Source organism: Lactobacillus kitasatonis DSM 16761 = JCM 1039, from assembly GCF_000615285.1.
Lineage (GTDB): Bacteria > Bacillota > Bacilli > Lactobacillales > Lactobacillaceae > Lactobacillus > Lactobacillus kitasatonis.
On sequence record NZ_BALU01000010.1, the window covers coordinates 76,863 to 92,273 of the forward strand.

The 15,411-nt window shown below is 37.0% G+C and carries 14 protein-coding genes, 2 tRNA genes and 1 pseudogene; 4 read left to right on the forward strand and 13 right to left on the reverse strand.

Features of this window, described 5'->3' with window-relative positions; all coding sequences use genetic code 11:
- The first annotated feature begins 1 nt into the window (after position 1).
- Positions 2-883 carry a proline iminopeptidase gene (gene pepI, locus JCM1039_RS07435; RefSeq protein ID WP_025015276.1) on the forward strand — a complete coding sequence of 294 codons (882 nt, stop codon included), beginning with the start codon at positions 2-4 and terminating at the stop codon, positions 881-883.
- Here the strand turns inward: pepI and JCM1039_RS07440 are convergent.
- The 10 genes and pseudogenes from JCM1039_RS07440 to yycF form a co-directional block, all read right to left on the reverse strand.
- Positions 880-1,569: a hypothetical protein gene (locus JCM1039_RS07440; protein ID WP_025015277.1), complete on the reverse strand. Its 690-nt coding sequence runs from the start codon at positions 1,567-1,569 to the stop codon at positions 880-882. The genes pepI and JCM1039_RS07440 overlap by 4 nt on opposite strands.
- 65 nt (positions 1,570-1,634) lie before the next feature.
- Positions 1,635-1,790, reverse strand: coding sequence for a hypothetical protein (locus JCM1039_RS12400; protein ID WP_015613277.1), 156 nt, complete (start codon positions 1,788-1,790; stop codon positions 1,635-1,637).
- Positions 1,791-1,937: 147 nt separating this feature from the next.
- Positions 1,938-2,753, reverse strand: a complete 816-nt coding sequence (locus JCM1039_RS07450) for a helix-turn-helix domain-containing protein (RefSeq protein ID WP_025015278.1) — start codon at positions 2,751-2,753, stop codon at positions 1,938-1,940.
- A 51-nt stretch (positions 2,754-2,804) separates the two neighbouring features.
- Entirely contained in the window at positions 2,805-3,284 is a 480-nt protein-coding gene (rlmH, locus tag JCM1039_RS07455; protein WP_025015279.1) for a 23S rRNA (pseudouridine(1915)-N(3))-methyltransferase RlmH, read from the reverse strand.
- A gap of 465 nt (positions 3,285-3,749) precedes the next feature.
- Positions 3,750-4,994, reverse strand: a complete 1,245-nt coding sequence (locus JCM1039_RS07460; protein ID WP_025015280.1) for a S1C family serine protease — start codon at positions 4,992-4,994, stop codon at positions 3,750-3,752.
- An 81-nt stretch (positions 4,995-5,075) separates the two neighbouring features.
- Positions 5,076-5,873, reverse strand: coding sequence for an MBL fold metallo-hydrolase (locus tag JCM1039_RS07465; RefSeq protein ID WP_025015281.1), 798 nt, complete (start codon positions 5,871-5,873; stop codon positions 5,076-5,078).
- A gap of 9 nt (positions 5,874-5,882) precedes the next feature.
- Positions 5,883-6,707, reverse strand: coding sequence for a two-component system regulatory protein YycI (locus JCM1039_RS07470; protein WP_025015282.1), 825 nt, complete (start codon positions 6,705-6,707; stop codon positions 5,883-5,885).
- Between the two features lie 3 nt (positions 6,708-6,710).
- Positions 6,711-8,066, reverse strand: a complete 1,356-nt coding sequence (locus JCM1039_RS07475; RefSeq protein WP_025015283.1) for a YycH family regulatory protein — start codon at positions 8,064-8,066, stop codon at positions 6,711-6,713.
- Positions 8,056-9,908: pseudogene (gene walK, locus JCM1039_RS11175) on the reverse strand (cell wall metabolism sensor histidine kinase WalK). Before walK ends, JCM1039_RS07475 begins: the two are co-directional and overlap by 11 nt.
- Positions 9,909-9,970: 62 nt before the next feature.
- Positions 9,971-10,687 (reverse strand): response regulator YycF, encoded by a 717-nt coding sequence (yycF, locus tag JCM1039_RS07485; RefSeq protein ID WP_025015284.1) that lies wholly within the window; start codon positions 10,685-10,687, stop codon positions 9,971-9,973.
- A 137-nt stretch (positions 10,688-10,824) separates the two neighbouring features.
- Between yycF and JCM1039_RS07490 the strand changes: the two genes are divergently transcribed.
- The 3 genes from JCM1039_RS07490 to JCM1039_RS07500 all read left to right on the forward strand — a co-directional run bounded on the left by JCM1039_RS07490 (position 10,825) and on the right by JCM1039_RS07500 (position 11,423).
- Positions 10,825-10,897, forward strand: a tRNA-Lys gene (locus JCM1039_RS07490).
- Between the two features lie 117 nt (positions 10,898-11,014).
- On the forward strand, positions 11,015-11,236 hold the full coding sequence (locus JCM1039_RS07495; protein WP_013641358.1) for a hypothetical protein: 222 nt from the start codon (positions 11,015-11,017) through the stop codon (positions 11,234-11,236).
- 114 nt (positions 11,237-11,350) lie between these two features.
- A tRNA-Lys gene (locus JCM1039_RS07500) sits at positions 11,351-11,423 on the forward strand.
- A gap of 205 nt (positions 11,424-11,628) precedes the next feature.
- Here JCM1039_RS07500 and nrdE read toward each other — a convergent pair.
- From nrdE to nrdF, 3 genes are read right to left on the reverse strand one after another with little or no spacing between them, the layout of a single operon-like run.
- Entirely contained in the window at positions 11,629-13,797 is a 2,169-nt protein-coding gene (gene nrdE / locus JCM1039_RS07505) for a class 1b ribonucleoside-diphosphate reductase subunit alpha (RefSeq protein ID WP_025015285.1), read from the reverse strand.
- Positions 13,790-14,215 carry a class Ib ribonucleoside-diphosphate reductase assembly flavoprotein NrdI gene (gene nrdI, locus JCM1039_RS07510; protein WP_005720082.1) on the reverse strand — a complete coding sequence of 142 codons (426 nt, stop codon included), beginning with the start codon at positions 14,213-14,215 and terminating at the stop codon, positions 13,790-13,792. The genes nrdE and nrdI overlap by 8 nt, the downstream gene beginning before the upstream one ends.
- Complete coding sequence (gene nrdF, locus JCM1039_RS07515; protein ID WP_155831152.1) at positions 14,196-15,203, reverse strand: class 1b ribonucleoside-diphosphate reductase subunit beta; 1,008 nt, start codon at positions 15,201-15,203, stop codon at positions 14,196-14,198. The genes nrdI and nrdF overlap by 20 nt, the downstream gene beginning before the upstream one ends.
- Between the last annotated feature and the right edge of the window lie 208 nt (positions 15,204-15,411).

Genomic DNA, 15,411 nt, shown 5'->3' on the forward strand with positions numbered 1-15,411 from the left:
AATGGAAATTATCGAAGGAAAAATGCCCTTCATGGGCTATGAAACTTACTACCGCATTGTTGGTAAACGAAGCGAGAAGCCGCCACTAATTCTGCTTCATGGTGGCCCTGGTTCAACGCATAATTATTTTGAAGTTTTGGATAAACTCGCAGAAATCGACGATCGTCGCATCATCATGTATGACCAATTAGGCTGTGGCAACAGCAGCATCCCTGACGATCATCCAGAACTTTATAACAAAGAAACTTGGGTTAAAGAATTAAAAGCTCTACGTAAACACTTGGCCTTGCGCAAGATCCACTTATTGGGCCAAAGCTGGGGCGGGATGCTCGCCATCATTTACATGTGTGATCACCACCCAGAAGGCATTCAAAGTGTGATCTTATCAAGTACTCTTTCATCAGCTTCATTATGGTCAAAAGAACTCCACCGCATGATCAAGTATTTGCAAATCGAAGAGCAAGCTGCAATTCACCGCGCAGAACTTACTAATAATTTCACTGAAGATGATTACCTCAAAGCTAACGAGCACTTCATGAACCAACACGCCATCGATATGACGAAGAAATGGCCAGAGTGCGTCATGCGTGAGAAAAAAGGTGGCACGGTTGCCTATGAAACTGCGTGGGGTCCTAATGAATATACGCCTGAAGGCAACTTACATGATTACGAATATACCGACCAATTAAGCAAAATAAAAGTTCCAACTCTGATTACGAGTGGAACCGACGATTTGTGTACTCCATATGTTGCTAAAACGATGCAGGACAACATCCCTGGCAGTAAATGGAAACTATTTGAAAATTGTGGTCATATGTCCTTTGTCCAAAAGGCCGACGAATATATTGATCTGCTTAAAAAATGGCTTGATGCCAATGATTAATATTTATGTTCAAAGCGATTATCAGGTAAATCAATAAAATATTTATGACCACCTAAATCATTCTCAACTCGGCGATAAAGCTCAATTAAAAAGTAATAAGTAAAACAATAAACTACTCCTATTACACCAAAATAAATGTAATAAGCTAATACATTACATTTCAGCAAAACCACCGCAACCATAATTAGCAAAATAATTCCTACAGTTACTATTTGGTAAAACCTTTTCCAATTATTTAGTTGAATATGAAAAATTACTAAGCAATTTTCAATTACTCTGCTACCAAAATAACAAATACTGATAAAGCAAAGCCAAGCAACAAAACATAAAAAACTTTTTACTCTCATCCAAGCAAGTAGAATGGTTGACATTAATACCAAAATAATAGCAACCCACATTATTAATTTAACAAGGTTATCTTTTCGATGAGTAAAAACTTTCTTTTGAGGATCATATAATAATCGATCAGCTAGCCAATTGTAACTATCAATAAAATAATAAAAATTGGCAATAAAGCCTAGTTCAGTTAGAAATAAAAGAAGGCCATACATTATCAATGAAAAAACAAGTACTAACATTCCTAAAATTCCAAACCAAGGGAGAATTACACCAATTCTACGAGATCGAATAAATTTTTTGGTTTTGATGCCTTCTGAAGGCTCAGTCTGAGAAACATATTTTTCCATTATATTGCCTCTTTATTAAAAAAATAAAAGTGCTGATAATTTATTAATATCAGCATTTTTATAAATTAATCTTGAATTTCATGTTGTCCAACACCAGCACCTGGAAGGCGATGAATATAACGATTGGTAGAGTAAGTAGTCGCAGAAGCTTTTGAAACCGTAAGATTACTTGCTAATCCTAATGATAATACCAAAACCAAACTAAGAATGACTTTTTTCATAATTAAGATCTCCTTTTTATAATTGTCTACTTCTAATTAATTATTACAGGTAACTCCCATAGCATTTTTTGCCTCTTTCCTATTTGTTTGAGATTACAACAATTAAAGCATCATATTTCTCAAATCAATCCAACTGCAGTCTATAAACTACACTCCCCAATTTTTTATCATTTCACCGTATCCATAGGTAATTATTTCTTGTTTTATAGCAATTGCCTGCTCACTATTTCCATCAATTAAATTCTTACCCATTTTTCCTAAAAGCTTATATATCAATAAATGTGGCTCTGTTAATCCCATCATAAAAGAGTAAGCTTCCTCAACAGTCGATGGATTTATCTTTCTCTGCCAGCAGCTGTACAGATAGTTATTACAAGTAATTGCGATTCTTTCATCATATTTTTCCGACTTATTTTCTACTTCTTTCGCTCTAGTCAGTAACATATGCATGAAACACGTTAATTGTTCATCAGAAAAGACAGGCATTGCATTTGTAAACAATCTAATCGCATTCACGTTGCTACTAAGTTCGTCATTTTTATCTAATTCTGCGTAAGTTTGATCCACAACTTCATGTGGTAATTCTTTAATTTTATCTTCTAAATACGCGATTCCTACAATTACACGTAGTCTTAAAATAGGGTCATTTAACTTAGATACATCCTTTAGATAGTCTCGCATTGCAGTAATATCATGACTATTAAAAGCAATTCGAATTTTCTCTTCCAAGTACGCTTTTTTAGTTGCTTCACTTGGAGCATATGTATCTTTTATTTTATTGAAAAACTCATCAATATTAATTTCACGAGCAAATAAGATCCTTACTAAAGCTTCAGATCCAATGTTACGATGCTCTTGTTCTACACGTGAATAAAAGGTAGGATCAATTATTCCATCTGCCATCTTCCTAATTGATAACCCTAATTTAAGTCGCTCTTCTTTTAATGCTTCGTCAATTTTCATTTTTTCTCCTACTTCACAAAAACGCCTCTGATTTCTCAGAGACGCTTTTTTCTACTTATGATATGGACTACCCGAGTTAATCATGAACGCACGATAGATCTGCTCAATCAATACCACCCGCATCAACTGGTGTGGCATGGTCAACTTACCAAAACTGATCAGATCATCCCCGCGCTTATTCACTGCATCGCTTGTTCCCAAGCTACCACCAATGACGAAGGTAATATCCGAATGGCCATACGTTGCCAAATCCTGAATTTCTTTAGCAAATTCCTCACTGCTACGCTGTTTTCCCTTAATCGCAGTAACGTACACGTACTCCTTATCCTTGATCTTGCTTAAAATTCGCTGGCCTTCAATTTCCTTAACCTTTTCGTCTTCAGCCGCACTGAATTTTTCCGGTGCTTTTTCGTCAGGCACCTGCACAATCGATACTTTTGCAAAACGACTTAGTCGCTTTTTATATTCCGCAATCGCATCTTTAAAATATTTCTCTTTTAATTTTCCAACACAAACAATCTTAATATTCATACCCACTAGTTTACTACAAAACTACTCAATAGTTTTCCACATTTATCATGAAACACAATCCATATTTTGTGGTATGATTTTAACTATACTCTATAACTTGTAGCTAAATAAATTCCAAAACTTTTTTGAAAAATACTTTCCCACATTTTTATTTTGAAAGCATTTTTTCACAAACTTTATTTGTTCTTTCCCGATATAACAGCATGAACATTCGTTTTAACAAATTATTTTCATTAACTTTATGAACATTTTTATATTTTTTCCACAGGTGAATAAAGCTATAATTCCTTAGTTATACACAATCCACAAAGTTATCCACACTTATCAACAGGTGTATATATATTTGACAAATCTTAAAGCCGAACTTTTCTGTGTTACACATTTAAATAGTTAGCAAAAAGGCTATATCCGCGTTCAAAGCGCATGATATAGCCTTTTATTCTTATAAACTTTTTACTTTACTTATTAATTGCCTTCAAGTTTAACCTTTAAGCTGACATTTCTACCATTTCTGTTCACGGTTACATTTACGGTGTCACCGACTTTGTGGCTGTACAGAATGCTGTGTAACGATGACACATCGTCGACCTTCTTGCCGTCAACTGCAGTAATCACATCGCCGCTCTTCATGCCAGCACGTGAAGCTGAACTGTTCTTGTTAATTGAAGCAACATAAATACCATTCTTAAGGCTTGACTTGATCTTCAAACGGCTTCTGTATGCTTCAGGAATACCATTAAGTGCAACTACTCTTACACCAAGTTGTGGACGAGTAATCTTACCCTTCTTAACCAATTCATTAACGATAGTTACAACTTCGTTTGAAGGAATCGCGAATCCCATACCTTCTACAGAAGTACCGTCACTTGATTGAGCAAGCTTCATTGAGTTGATCCCGATAACTTGACCAGCTGAGTTAACCAAAGCACCACCTGAGTTACCTGGGTTAATTGCGGCATCAGTTTGGACAACTGTTTGTTGGTTGCCTGATGAGGTTTCAATTGTTCTAGCAGGAGCTGAGACAATACCTTGCGTTACCGTAGAAGCATATTCACTACCAAGTGGTGAACCTACAGCAATAACAGTTTGACCGGCTTGTAAGCTCTTAGAATCTCCGAATTCAGCAGTTTGCGTTACATACTTAGCATCGATTGATAAAACAGCCAAGTCGGTTGTGCTATCTTTACCAACAACCTTAGCACTTACAGTTTTACCATTAGCAAGTTGAACTTGAACTGCGTCACTACCTGAAATAACGTGGTTGTTAGTTACGATGTAACCCTTACCGTTTGATTTCATGTAGACAACACCTGAACCTTCACTGTAGGTTTCAAGCTTGCCGTTTTTTTTGGATGAACTGCCCTCATCATCGCCAAACAAGCTGTTATAGAGTGAATTCGTGCTGCTTGATGATTGACGCTTTAAGTTAATTACGGACACTACAGCGCCTTTAACGCTGTTGTAGGCGCTTGTCATAGTGCCACTTGTCTTGGCACTCTTTTGTGAGACTTTGCTGCTGCTTGATGAGATGCTGGTTTGAGCTGCACTATTATTAACTGATGCACTGTTCATTTGATCAGCTGCGTAATATGAAACTCCACCACCGATAAGTCCACCAACTATACCCACAATAGCTGCAGTGGCAATAATTTTACCGCTGCCGCTTCTTCTTTTTGGCATTTGACTATTATTGTTTTGATTCTCTGTCATACTTGTCTCCCCTCAATTTTACTTTTTTAATATCATACCTATTAAATTTGAACTTTGTATGAAAAAAAGGTGCTAAAATTGCTAAATTTGAATCAATTTCGTTGGCTTAGCAGGCTCTGTATCAATTATCTTAGCATCATCGCTTAAATCTGCATTCCCTTCAATCAACATTTCCTTCGCCGTCTCATGAGCGAGATACTCCGTATTATTATGCTGGCTGCGGTGTGCTAAAAAGATGTGCTTAGTCTTCGACGTCACCACGTCCACCAAGGCTTGAGCAGCTTGATCATTAGATAAGTGCCCTACATCTGACAAGATTCTCTGCTTCAATGGCCAAGAATACGGTCCATCTCGCAACATCATCGTATCATAATTAAATTCCATCATGTATGCATCTGCGTCTTCGATCGTGCCTTCAACTTCTTCAGAGACATAACCGGTGTCGGTTAAAAATGCGACACGTTTGCCACCACTAGTGAAAACGTAGTATTGGGGTTCAGCTGCATCGTGGCTAGTAGCAAACGCCGTAACATCTAAATCGCCAAAAGTTTTTGTCTGTCCCGGCTCAATCGTGTTCATCTGCTCAGCCGGCAATTTGCCAATTTTTTGCGTATCAAGCAAGTACTGCCACGTGCCGCTGTTGGCAAAAGCATCAATTCTAGGATAGCGTCGCATTAACACACCAAGGCCGCCACTATGGTCCGTATGATCGTGGCTTAAAAAGGCCATGTCGATGTCATTGATGTCTACTCCGACATCTGCTAGCAAATCTTTAGTCTTTTTACCAGACAAGCCAGCATCCATAAGGATTTTATGCTGGCCTGTCACTATTAAACTGGTATTTCCGGTTGAACCACTTGCCAAAACGGAAACTTTCATTATTTACTTCTACCTTTCTACGTTATAAGTACTCGATTGCAGCATTTGTGCCGTATAAGCATTCACACGCTTCAAAGTAACGTTCTTAGTCGTCTTGTTTTCTACCCAAACTAACCAAGTTGGTAATAGAATCGTACTACCGCGAACTTCAGTCAACTTAGAATAGCCTAACTTAATTCGTGCAACGCGAGAATTATTGGTCAATTCACGATCGGTATACATGGCACGAATCGCACGCCAGGCACTGATCGTCGATTGCAATTCTCTCACAGGACTAGCCGGCCCCATGTAAGTCTCGGTGTAATTGGTAATTTGATTATCCTTAACGCTGATCGTCAATTGAGCCACATTGGCATAAATTTCACCATAGTCAGAAGTTTGAACAAACATGTAGTTGTCGGCACTCGACATATCCGGTTCATACTTGAACTGCTTGCCATAAGGCACGTTTTTCGGATCATTTTTAAACTCATTAACCTGCTTCAACGTGGTCTTTTTATTCTTAGACAAATTTGTAGCTACCTTTGGTGTAGCGTAAAGCGTATTGTCAGTCTTTGAGTAGCGTGCAGTAACATTAGTTAAATCACTTACCTTAGAAGACAAGTAATCTCTATTCTTAGTGGCTAAATAGTAGCCTGAATCCGGCGTATTCGAAATTGATTCGGGCAGATCAATGTTGTCTGACTTCATCTCTGAACGGATGCTGGCCACGCTTTGCGTCGTAGTATCCGCATTGCTCAAGTTAACGGGTGAGCGCAGAATTTCGATCCCTAAATAAATATCAATTAGTAAGAAGACAATGAAAAACAACCATTCAATTCGTTTATAGTCCATTGATTACTTAGCCTCCCCGCTAGTAACAGATTCACTAAATTTACGATAAGTGGTCAAATCCTGTTTTTCCCACTCGCCGACGCTCTTCCATTCGTCATAGGCCTTCACATAATAAGTTGGCACTAAGTTTATCAAACCATGACGACTAGAATCTTTTTCAGTCGTAAAGCCAATCACGATTCTTTGAATATCGTCTTGCTTCAAGCCGTGTGATGCCAATTCATCAATTACGTCTTGCGTCGGCTTAATCGTTTTGGTCTGTCCATCAAATGGAATTGGAATCTGAAAGTTGATGCTGTTAAAAGCTACATTGATTGAATCCGTTGAGAAAGTAGTTTTAACTTGTAAATCATGCTTATTCAAGAAGACTGGAATTCCTTCGATGTAGTTCAAATAGCTGACGTTTGAACCATCTGCGTCAAAGAAACGCAAATCTTGTTCGGTCAAACCAAGTTGGTGCACATAGTAGACACTATCGAGCAAACGATTCGTTGCGGAAGGAATCTTATTCTTTTCGTAATGAGTGTAAAGATAGTTATGCTCGCCGGACTTAGGAGCCGGCACCTTCAATCTGGTGTAGTAGCTAAGTGAATAAATTGTTTGACCGTTTTTATTCGTCTTACTGGTAACACCAGAAGTACCTAACAAACGTGAGACAAAGTAAGAATATGATTGATGGTTAGTCAAATAGCTATAAACCTTACCATCGATTTCTCGACTATAAAATGGTGAGTAACCTTCTTTTAAACGTACCAGACGTACTGGTGACTTGCTTTTGGCATTTTGCGCATATTTACGCAAACGATCAAAGTTAGCACCCTTGATTTTAATCTGGTAAATTTCGTTGTTTTGGTCATTGCCCAGATAAATCCAGTGATTGGATTTGGAAACGAAGAAACGGTTGAATTCACGATTATCATTAGCAGATTTGTTCAATTGGTTAAATAAAGAAAAGGTAATCTCATCTGGATAAACCAATTGCACGTATTCTGGGCTATTCAAGTACTCTTGATATCTGGCTTGTGAATGAACGATTTTCTTGATCTTGTTAACAGCTTTAGCCTTCTTGATTTCTTTAGTAAATTCCAAAGTTAAGTTGTTCTTGGAATCATAAAGCTGACACAAGTTGCCGTTAGGAAAACCATAGGAAGTCGTTGGAATATACAGATCATAAAGAGATTTTACGCTGCGGTTGCGTACTTGCTCCTTAGTCGTCGTATTTTCTTGATTCTGTTGACCGATGTTACTGAAGCGTTGGTCACTGGTCATAATGAAGATCCACAACACAATGGACAAAACTATGACGATAAATGTGCCTAAGCCCAATAAAAAGTCGCCTAGCTTGAATCTAAACTTCATCCCAGTCGTCCTCCTCTGTCATTGGTTTATAAGGTAAGGAAATGTAGAAGGTAGAACCTTTGCCTTCGCTACTGTCAGCCCAGATACGACCATGGTGGGCTTCAACGATTTCTTTAGCAATCGCCAAACCCAAACCGGTACCACCTTGAGCACGTGAACGAGCCTTATCGACTCTGTAGAAACGATCGAAGATTTTGCCCAAGTCTTTACGTGGAATACCCAAACCCTGGTCGGAAATACTCAAGATGACGTGGTTTTTGTTTTGCGTCAAACGAACCGTAATTACACCACCATTTGGTGAATATTTAATTGCATTGTTCATAATATTGTCGATTACCTGCATCATCTTGTCGGTATCGATTTCTACCCAAAGAGCTTGATTGCCTAATTCACGCTTGATCGTGTATTTCTTCTTTTTATCCTTATTTTTGTCAGTCTTAACGATCATGTCGAATCTATTCAAGATGTGGTTAACAAAATCGTTCAGGTTAACAAATTCAAGGTCCATCTTTGAAACGCCACGGTCTATTCTGGAAAGGCTGAGCAAGTCGTTGATCATACGAATCATTCGACTAGTTTCTTGTTGCGTTACTTCCAAGAATTTTGGCGCGATGTTAGGATCCTTCCAAGCCCCTTCGTTTAAGGCTTCAATGTAGGCTTGCAAACTAGTAAGTGGCGTTCTAAGTTCGTGCGAAACGTTAGAAACGAATTGCTTTTGTGAATCTTCATTCTTTTGTTGTTCCGTTACATCGTGCAAAACGCATACGCTACCGGAAACAAAGCCCGTTACTCGCTTAATCAAAGAGAAGCTAGCGTGCAGGATCATTTCGTCACGCGTATTTGGATCGATTGTAACGACAATTTCTTTTTGACTAGAAATTAAATCTTGTGAGGAAGTATCCTTCAAGCCAAGGACTTCCGCGATTGGTTTGTTAATGACGTCTTCTTCTTTAACATTTAAGAAGTTCAAAGCCATCTGGTTAACAACGCTGACGTTGCCGTGACGATCGGTAGCCAGCACCCCATCGCTCATGTGCGAAAGCACGCTGTCCAACCTGCGTCGTTCACTATCGGACTCTTCTTGCGAGCGTTCGATTCGAACAGACAAAGTATTAAAGGCACGACCTAATTGACCCAATTCATCGTTTGAATAGATCTTTACCTGGGTAGAATAATCACCATCGGCAATATGCAAGGCCTGCTTCTGCATTTCTTCGATAGCTGCGTAATTGCCCGGGAAATGACTAACGCCAGGAATGCGCCAAGCAGTGCCGCAATTAAGGATGCGATCAAGAATGTTAATGAAATCTGCCGCAGGTTGTTAAAGACATCCTGCATGCTGGCTTTCACATAGATCGCTCCGACGTTGTTGGAACCATTGCCACTAGTCAGTGGTAAAATCTGAATCATGTAGTTGCCGTGGTCATCGATTACTTTGTTAATCTGATGCCCGGTTGAAATTACCTGTTTAACATCGGTGTTGTTGATTCTTTGACCGATCTTGCTTTTATCATTCAAATTAGAAACGGCACGAATCGTATCCTTGTTGTCAACGACGATAATTTCACTGATCGCATCATTATTGTAGTCATTAACGATCTGGTTCAAACGGTCGTTGGCATTTTTACTGTTACTGGCCAGTTGATTAGCTAATTGATTACTTACAACCGTCTGAATTTGAATTGACGATTGAAAGTTCTCAATACTGGTTTGCTCAAGCTGTCTGGTAAAATAAGCTCCAATAACTTCGATTGTTGCCAGCAGCATCAGCATGAACACGATCGCTAATTTCATATTGATGGAATTAAACGTATCATTTAACTTTTTTCTGAGTCTTTTCATTTCTCACTCAACATCTAAAAAAAGAAAGCCACTTACTTCTTCAGTTCTGTGGCTTTCTTTAACTATCCCTCACTTGGCTGTTTTACGTAATAACCTACACCACGGCGAGTAACTAAAACTTGAGGTTGAATTGGATTATTCTCAATCTTTTCTCTTAAACGGTGAACGGTTACGTCAACAGTCCGCACATCACCAAAATAATCATAGCCCCAAACAGTTTGCAATAAGTGTTCACGGGTCATAACTTGTCCCATATGTTGTGCTAAGTAGTAAAGAAGTTCAAATTCACGGTGAGTAAGTTCGATCTTCTTACCATTCTTTTCAACAATATAGGCATCTGGCATGATTACTAGATTGCCGATCTTAATATTCTTATCGGGCTCTTCTTGGTTAGCAGCCTCAGCCTTCTTAACGATATCACGGCGACGTAAATTAGCCTTAACACGAGCAACTAATTCGCGGTTAGAAAATGGCTTAGTTACGTAATCGTCTGCACCCATTTCAAGTCCTAAAACTTTATCAATTTCAGTATCTTTAGCAGTTACCATGATAATTGGCATATCGTGCGTTTGACGAACTTCACGAGCAACCTCGAGTCCGTCTTTCTTTGGCAACATCAAGTCCAGAATCATTAAATCTGGATCATATTCGTCAACTTTTTGAACAGCTTCTTCGCCATCATAGGCAGTGTCGACGTCAAAGCCCTCCTTAGTTAGGTTAAATTTGATAATATCAGATATAGGCTTTTCATCGTCGACGACGAGAATTTTTTTTGGCATCGGGAATGCCTCCTTTGCTCTTACATTATACTGAATTTTGTAACATTAGCCAAAAAATTTAAGTTTTTTTTCAAAAAAAGTCTTGCATTTTTTTACGTTTCATAGCATAATAATATCTGTTGATTGATTCAACACATGGGTGGCTAGCTCAGCTGGCAGAGCAACGGACTCTTAATCCGTGGGTCCAGGGTTCGATCCCCTGGCCACCCATAACTGTAAGAGATATGATTTCGGTCATATCTCTTTTTTGTTCATTCATTTGATTAGCGCTTGTAAGCTCTTTCTTGGTAAAATAGAAGAAAAGAACTTATTCAAGGGGGCTTTACTATGAACGAAGCTGTATTTTTCAATCCGGGGGATGCCATTGCATCTTCACACGACTTCAAGGAAGCACGGCGCAGTGCACAGATTATTAAGGCAGAACGTCCGACTGGCCGTCAGATTGTCATTGCCGAGAATGATAAAAATGGCGTGTATGCTGTCTACTATGCCGATAGTGCAAACAAAGATCAAAGCGGAATCGCCCACCACATTAAGGATCAAATTTAAGAAGAAAGTCACTTTTTGTGACTTTTTTTATTTTTTTCAAAAAAAGGGTTGTCAAAACCTATTTCAACTGGTAATATATTTAACTGTCAGCACGAGAGCTGATGAAACAAATATGGGTGGCTAGCTCAGCTGGCAGAGCAACGGACTCTTAATCCGTGGGTCCAGGGTTCGATCCCCTGGCCACCCATAATATGAAAATGGCACTGCGAGGAGTCGGTGCTTTTTTTGTGCTTAAAATTAGATACACAAAAGTGTCTGGGAAAAAAGTCGATTTTTAACTAAATTTAGGCTTTAACTCAAAAAAATCCCATTAAATCAAGGTTTGCATGTACCAAGATTTGATGGGATTTTGAAATTTCTGAGTTTTTTCCCAGACACTTTCTATTATTAAACTAAATCATACATTTCTGGCATTCTGCACCATTTTGAATTAAACATTCGTCTGCAGTCAAGTTCTCACTACCAGCTAAAACTTTTTCTCTTACTCTAACATAATAAATTGAGTTGCATCGCTTTTTAAAGGCATAAATATAAGCCTTATTTAAATCTCTTGTTGTTGCATTATCTTCAACAAATAAAGTTAACGAAATTGATTGATCAACATACTTTTGTGCAGCAGCTGCAATATCAATAATAGCATTAGGTCCTACTTCATATGCACCCTTTTCGTAATACTCATAATTGTCTTTATTAATCTTATAAGCTGGTACATAAATTCGACCCAAATCAGCCTCTTTGCGTGTTTCAACAGGAGCTACTACTGGCTGCAAACTTGGTGTACATGAAGATAAATAACTAATTGATCCAGTAGGTGCAACTGCTAATAAGTTAGCATTAGCTATACCTGTCTTTTTAATTTTAGTAATCAATTCTTCCCAATCTTCTTTAGTTGGAATAACTAATTTATATTTAGCTACAATTTCTTTAATCTTGTCTGTTTTCGGTGAGACTTCCTCATCAATAAATTTTTTGAAATAATCACCACTAGCATATGATGAATCTTTGAATCCTTTAAAAGCACCATATTTTTCAGCTAATTTATTTGATTCTTTAAATGCATGGTATGCAATTGTATAAAAGAAAATTCCTGTAAATTCAACTGCTTCTGGTGAATCATAATAAATATGATTAGTTGCTAAAAAGCCATGTAAATTCATTGCTCCTAGACCGATTGCTCGATTAGCTTTATTTCCCTTTTCAATTGAAGGAGCACAATCTAAATCTGAAGACCTGGCAACACGATTAAGCGCTTGAACACTATCAGAAACCAAACTACCTAACTTGTCAGCGCTATTCATTGCTGCTGCAATATTAAGTGATCCTAAATTACAACAAACATCGTAGCCCGTCTTATTAAAACTTAAGTCTTCATTATAGGTACTTGGCGTATTAACCTGAGCAATTTCTGAACATAAATTAGACATCACAATCCGCCCCAATTTCTTTTGTGGGTTTCTTCGATTTACAGTATCTTCATACATAATATAAGGATACCCTGATTCAAATTGAACTTCAGCAATAGTTTGGAAGAATTTTCTAGCACTGATAAATGTCTTTTTAATACGTGGATTATTAAGGAGATTTTGGTATTCTTTAGTAATTGAAATATCTGACATTGGTTTACCATATTCACGTTTAATATCATATGGTGAAAACAAAGCCATCTTTTTATTTTCTTTGGCTAGTTCAAAAGTAATATCTGGAATCACTACGCCAAGTGATAAAGATTTAATTCTTACCTTTTCGTCAGCGTTTTCTCGTTTAGTATCTAAAAATTGCATAATCTGGGGATGATGGGCACTTAAATAAACTGCACCGGCACCTTGTCTTTGCCCTAATTGATTGGCATAAGAAAATGAATCTTCTAGTAATTTCATTACAGGAATTATCCCACTAGATAAATTCTCCACTTTTTTAATAGGTGCACCTAATTCACGCAAATTAGTTAAGCATAGAGCAACACCACCACCACGTTTAGATAATTGCAGACTTGTGCTTATTGCTCGTGAAATTGATTCCATATTGTCTTCAACTCTGAGCAAATAACATGAAATATATTCACCGCGTCTCTTTTTACCTGCATTCAAGAAAGTCGGAGTTGCTGGCTGGAAACGATTACTAATAATATCTTTAACTAAATTCAAGGCCAGTTCTTCATTGCCATCAGCTAAAAATAAAGCATTCATAACAGCCCGATCTTCAAAACGTTCTAAAAATTGTTTATTATCGTTTGTTTTTAAGGCATATGCTTTATAGAATTTAGCTGCACCCATAAAGTTCAAAAAGCTAAAATTTTGTGCATAAGCTAATTTGAAAATTTCTTTAATAAATTTAGCTGTATATAAATCTAGAACTTTTTTATCATAGTAATCATTATCAACTAAATAAGCTAATTTTTCTTCTAAAGAAGCAAACTTTTTCATTCTTGGTTCAATATGATTTTCAAGATATTGCTTAGTAGCTTCCTTGTCAGCTTTAAAATTATAATTTCCTTTTTCATCTTTAAATTTAGCAAGTGCATTTAAAGAAATATATGAATCATTATTAAGATTATCAGTCATTGTCTTCACCTGCATCAGCAATTATTTTATTAACATTATTTACATCTTCAGTTGTTCCCAGTAACTCAAATTTATATAGATAAGGAACATGTAATTTCTTAGAAATTACATCCCCTGCCAAGGCAAAAGAATTACCAAAATTGGTATTTCCACTAGCAATAACACCAATACATTTTTGCCGATTAGCCAATTTGTTCAAAAAGTGGATAACTTGCTTAGGCACAGCACCTGTAGTCCCATGGCCACCAGAATAAGTTGGCGTAATTAAAATATATTCTTCAGAAACTGAAATTTCTTTACTGAGTTTAATAGGAATCCTAATAGAATTACAATCTAACTTTTCTACAAAACGTGCTGTATTATTTGAAGTGGAAGAATAATAGACAACTAATGGCTTTTTAGAAATCCCAGTCATCATCTGTAGTCTCCTCTCCTGTTCCCATTACATATGAAGAACCATTACCAGAAAAGAAATCATGGTTTTCATCAGCTTGAGCTGATAATTGAGCGAATACTTCTGGAGAAACATAAGTTTCTTCTGCGGTAAAAGGGGAATCATAGCCTAAATTTTGTAAAAATTTACCTGCATTATACAAACTGAAATGAATTGCATCATCAACCAAATCAAAATCATCATAAAGCTCGTGCAAATATTTCTTTTCCAAATCAATTAGTTTATCTAAGAAATCAAAAACGAATTTTTTCATTTCTGCTTGTTTAGCTGGAGCTAATTTCTTTACGGCCAATTGATATTTGTAACCACTATAATAATTGTGAATAACCTTATCTCTTAAGATCAATCTAATAATATCAGCAGTATTAGGCAATTTACCTCTTGCAGCTAAATAAAATGGTAAATAAAAACCACCATAAAGCAGGAACCCTGGCATAATTGCTGCGGCAACCTTTGATTTAAGCGGATCATTGCCTGTATAATACGGAATTACCGCTTTAGCTCTTGCTTGTAAAGCATCATTATTAACTACCCATTCATGCGCTTCTTCAATTTGTTCACTAGTACATAAAGTAGAAAAAATAGTTCCATATGATCTTGCATGGACAGCAACCATAAAAGCAAAATTTGTATAGATAGCTTGCTCTATATCAGTTTGCGAATTTTTAATTTGGGCTACATCACCCACACTTGATTGAGTTGTATCTAATAAAGTCAATCCAGTGAAAGTGCGAGTTATAAGCTGTTGCCAGTCATCAGATAATTGATTCCAAGAACTTATATCATTCGAAACTGGGATTTTTTCAGGTAACCAAAAGTTTTGAGTAACTCTGTTCCAAACCTCAAGATCCTTATCATCTTTAATGTCATTCCAGTTAATAGCTCGCATATTTTTGCCGTTGTTATTGTAAGCAAATTCAACTGGTGACTGTGAATGATCATAATAACCCATATTTTTTGCTCCTATCATTATTTATTGTTTTATCTAATATATGTGTGAGCACACTATAGCATAGTCTGCTCAATGATACAACATGTAGATTTTTTGGTTATTTATAATCAATATATTGTGGTTAAGTCGTTTTTGATAATACAAAATTATTTTCAAATTTATTTTATCTTCCAAAAATAATGTAGGTGTTGTTTTTTGCTTTTTTGAC

Bases quoted from the DNA above. Each gene is read 5' to 3' on its own strand.
- JCM1039_RS07460 (WP_025015280.1), bottom strand. From the start codon at position 4,994: ATGACAGAGAATCAAAACAATAATAGTCAAATGCCAAAAAGAAGAAGC.
- JCM1039_RS07475 (WP_025015283.1), bottom strand. From the start codon at position 8,066: ATGAAGTTTAGATTCAAGCTAGGCGACTTTTTATTGGGCTTAGGCACA.
- nrdI (WP_005720082.1), bottom strand. From the start codon at position 14,215: ATGATGACTGGGATTTCTAAAAAGCCATTAGTTGTCTATTATTCTTCC.
- JCM1039_RS07440 (WP_025015277.1), bottom strand. From the start codon at position 1,569: ATGGAAAAATATGTTTCTCAGACTGAGCCTTCAGAAGGCATCAAAACC.
- yycF (WP_025015284.1), bottom strand. From the start codon at position 10,687: ATGCCAAAAAAAATTCTCGTCGTCGACGATGAAAAGCCTATATCTGAT.
- nrdF (WP_155831152.1), bottom strand. From the start codon at position 15,203: ATGGGTTATTATGATCATTCACAGTCACCAGTTGAATTTGCTTACAAT.
- JCM1039_RS07495 (WP_013641358.1), top strand. From the start codon at position 11,015: ATGAACGAAGCTGTATTTTTCAATCCGGGGGATGCCATTGCATCTTCA.
- JCM1039_RS07465 (WP_025015281.1), bottom strand. From the start codon at position 5,873: ATGAAAGTTTCCGTTTTGGCAAGTGGTTCAACCGGAAATACCAGTTTA.
- JCM1039_RS12400 (WP_015613277.1), bottom strand. From the start codon at position 1,790: ATGAAAAAAGTCATTCTTAGTTTGGTTTTGGTATTATCATTAGGATTA.
- nrdE (WP_025015285.1), bottom strand. From the start codon at position 13,797: ATGACTGATAATCTTAATAATGATTCATATATTTCTTTAAATGCACTT.
- JCM1039_RS07470 (WP_025015282.1), bottom strand. From the start codon at position 6,707: ATGGACTATAAACGAATTGAATGGTTGTTTTTCATTGTCTTCTTACTA.
- JCM1039_RS07450 (WP_025015278.1), bottom strand. From the start codon at position 2,753: ATGAAAATTGACGAAGCATTAAAAGAAGAGCGACTTAAATTAGGGTTA.
- rlmH (WP_025015279.1), bottom strand. From the start codon at position 3,284: ATGAATATTAAGATTGTTTGTGTTGGAAAATTAAAAGAGAAATATTTT.
- pepI (WP_025015276.1), top strand. From the start codon at position 2: ATGGAAATTATCGAAGGAAAAATGCCCTTCATGGGCTATGAAACTTAC.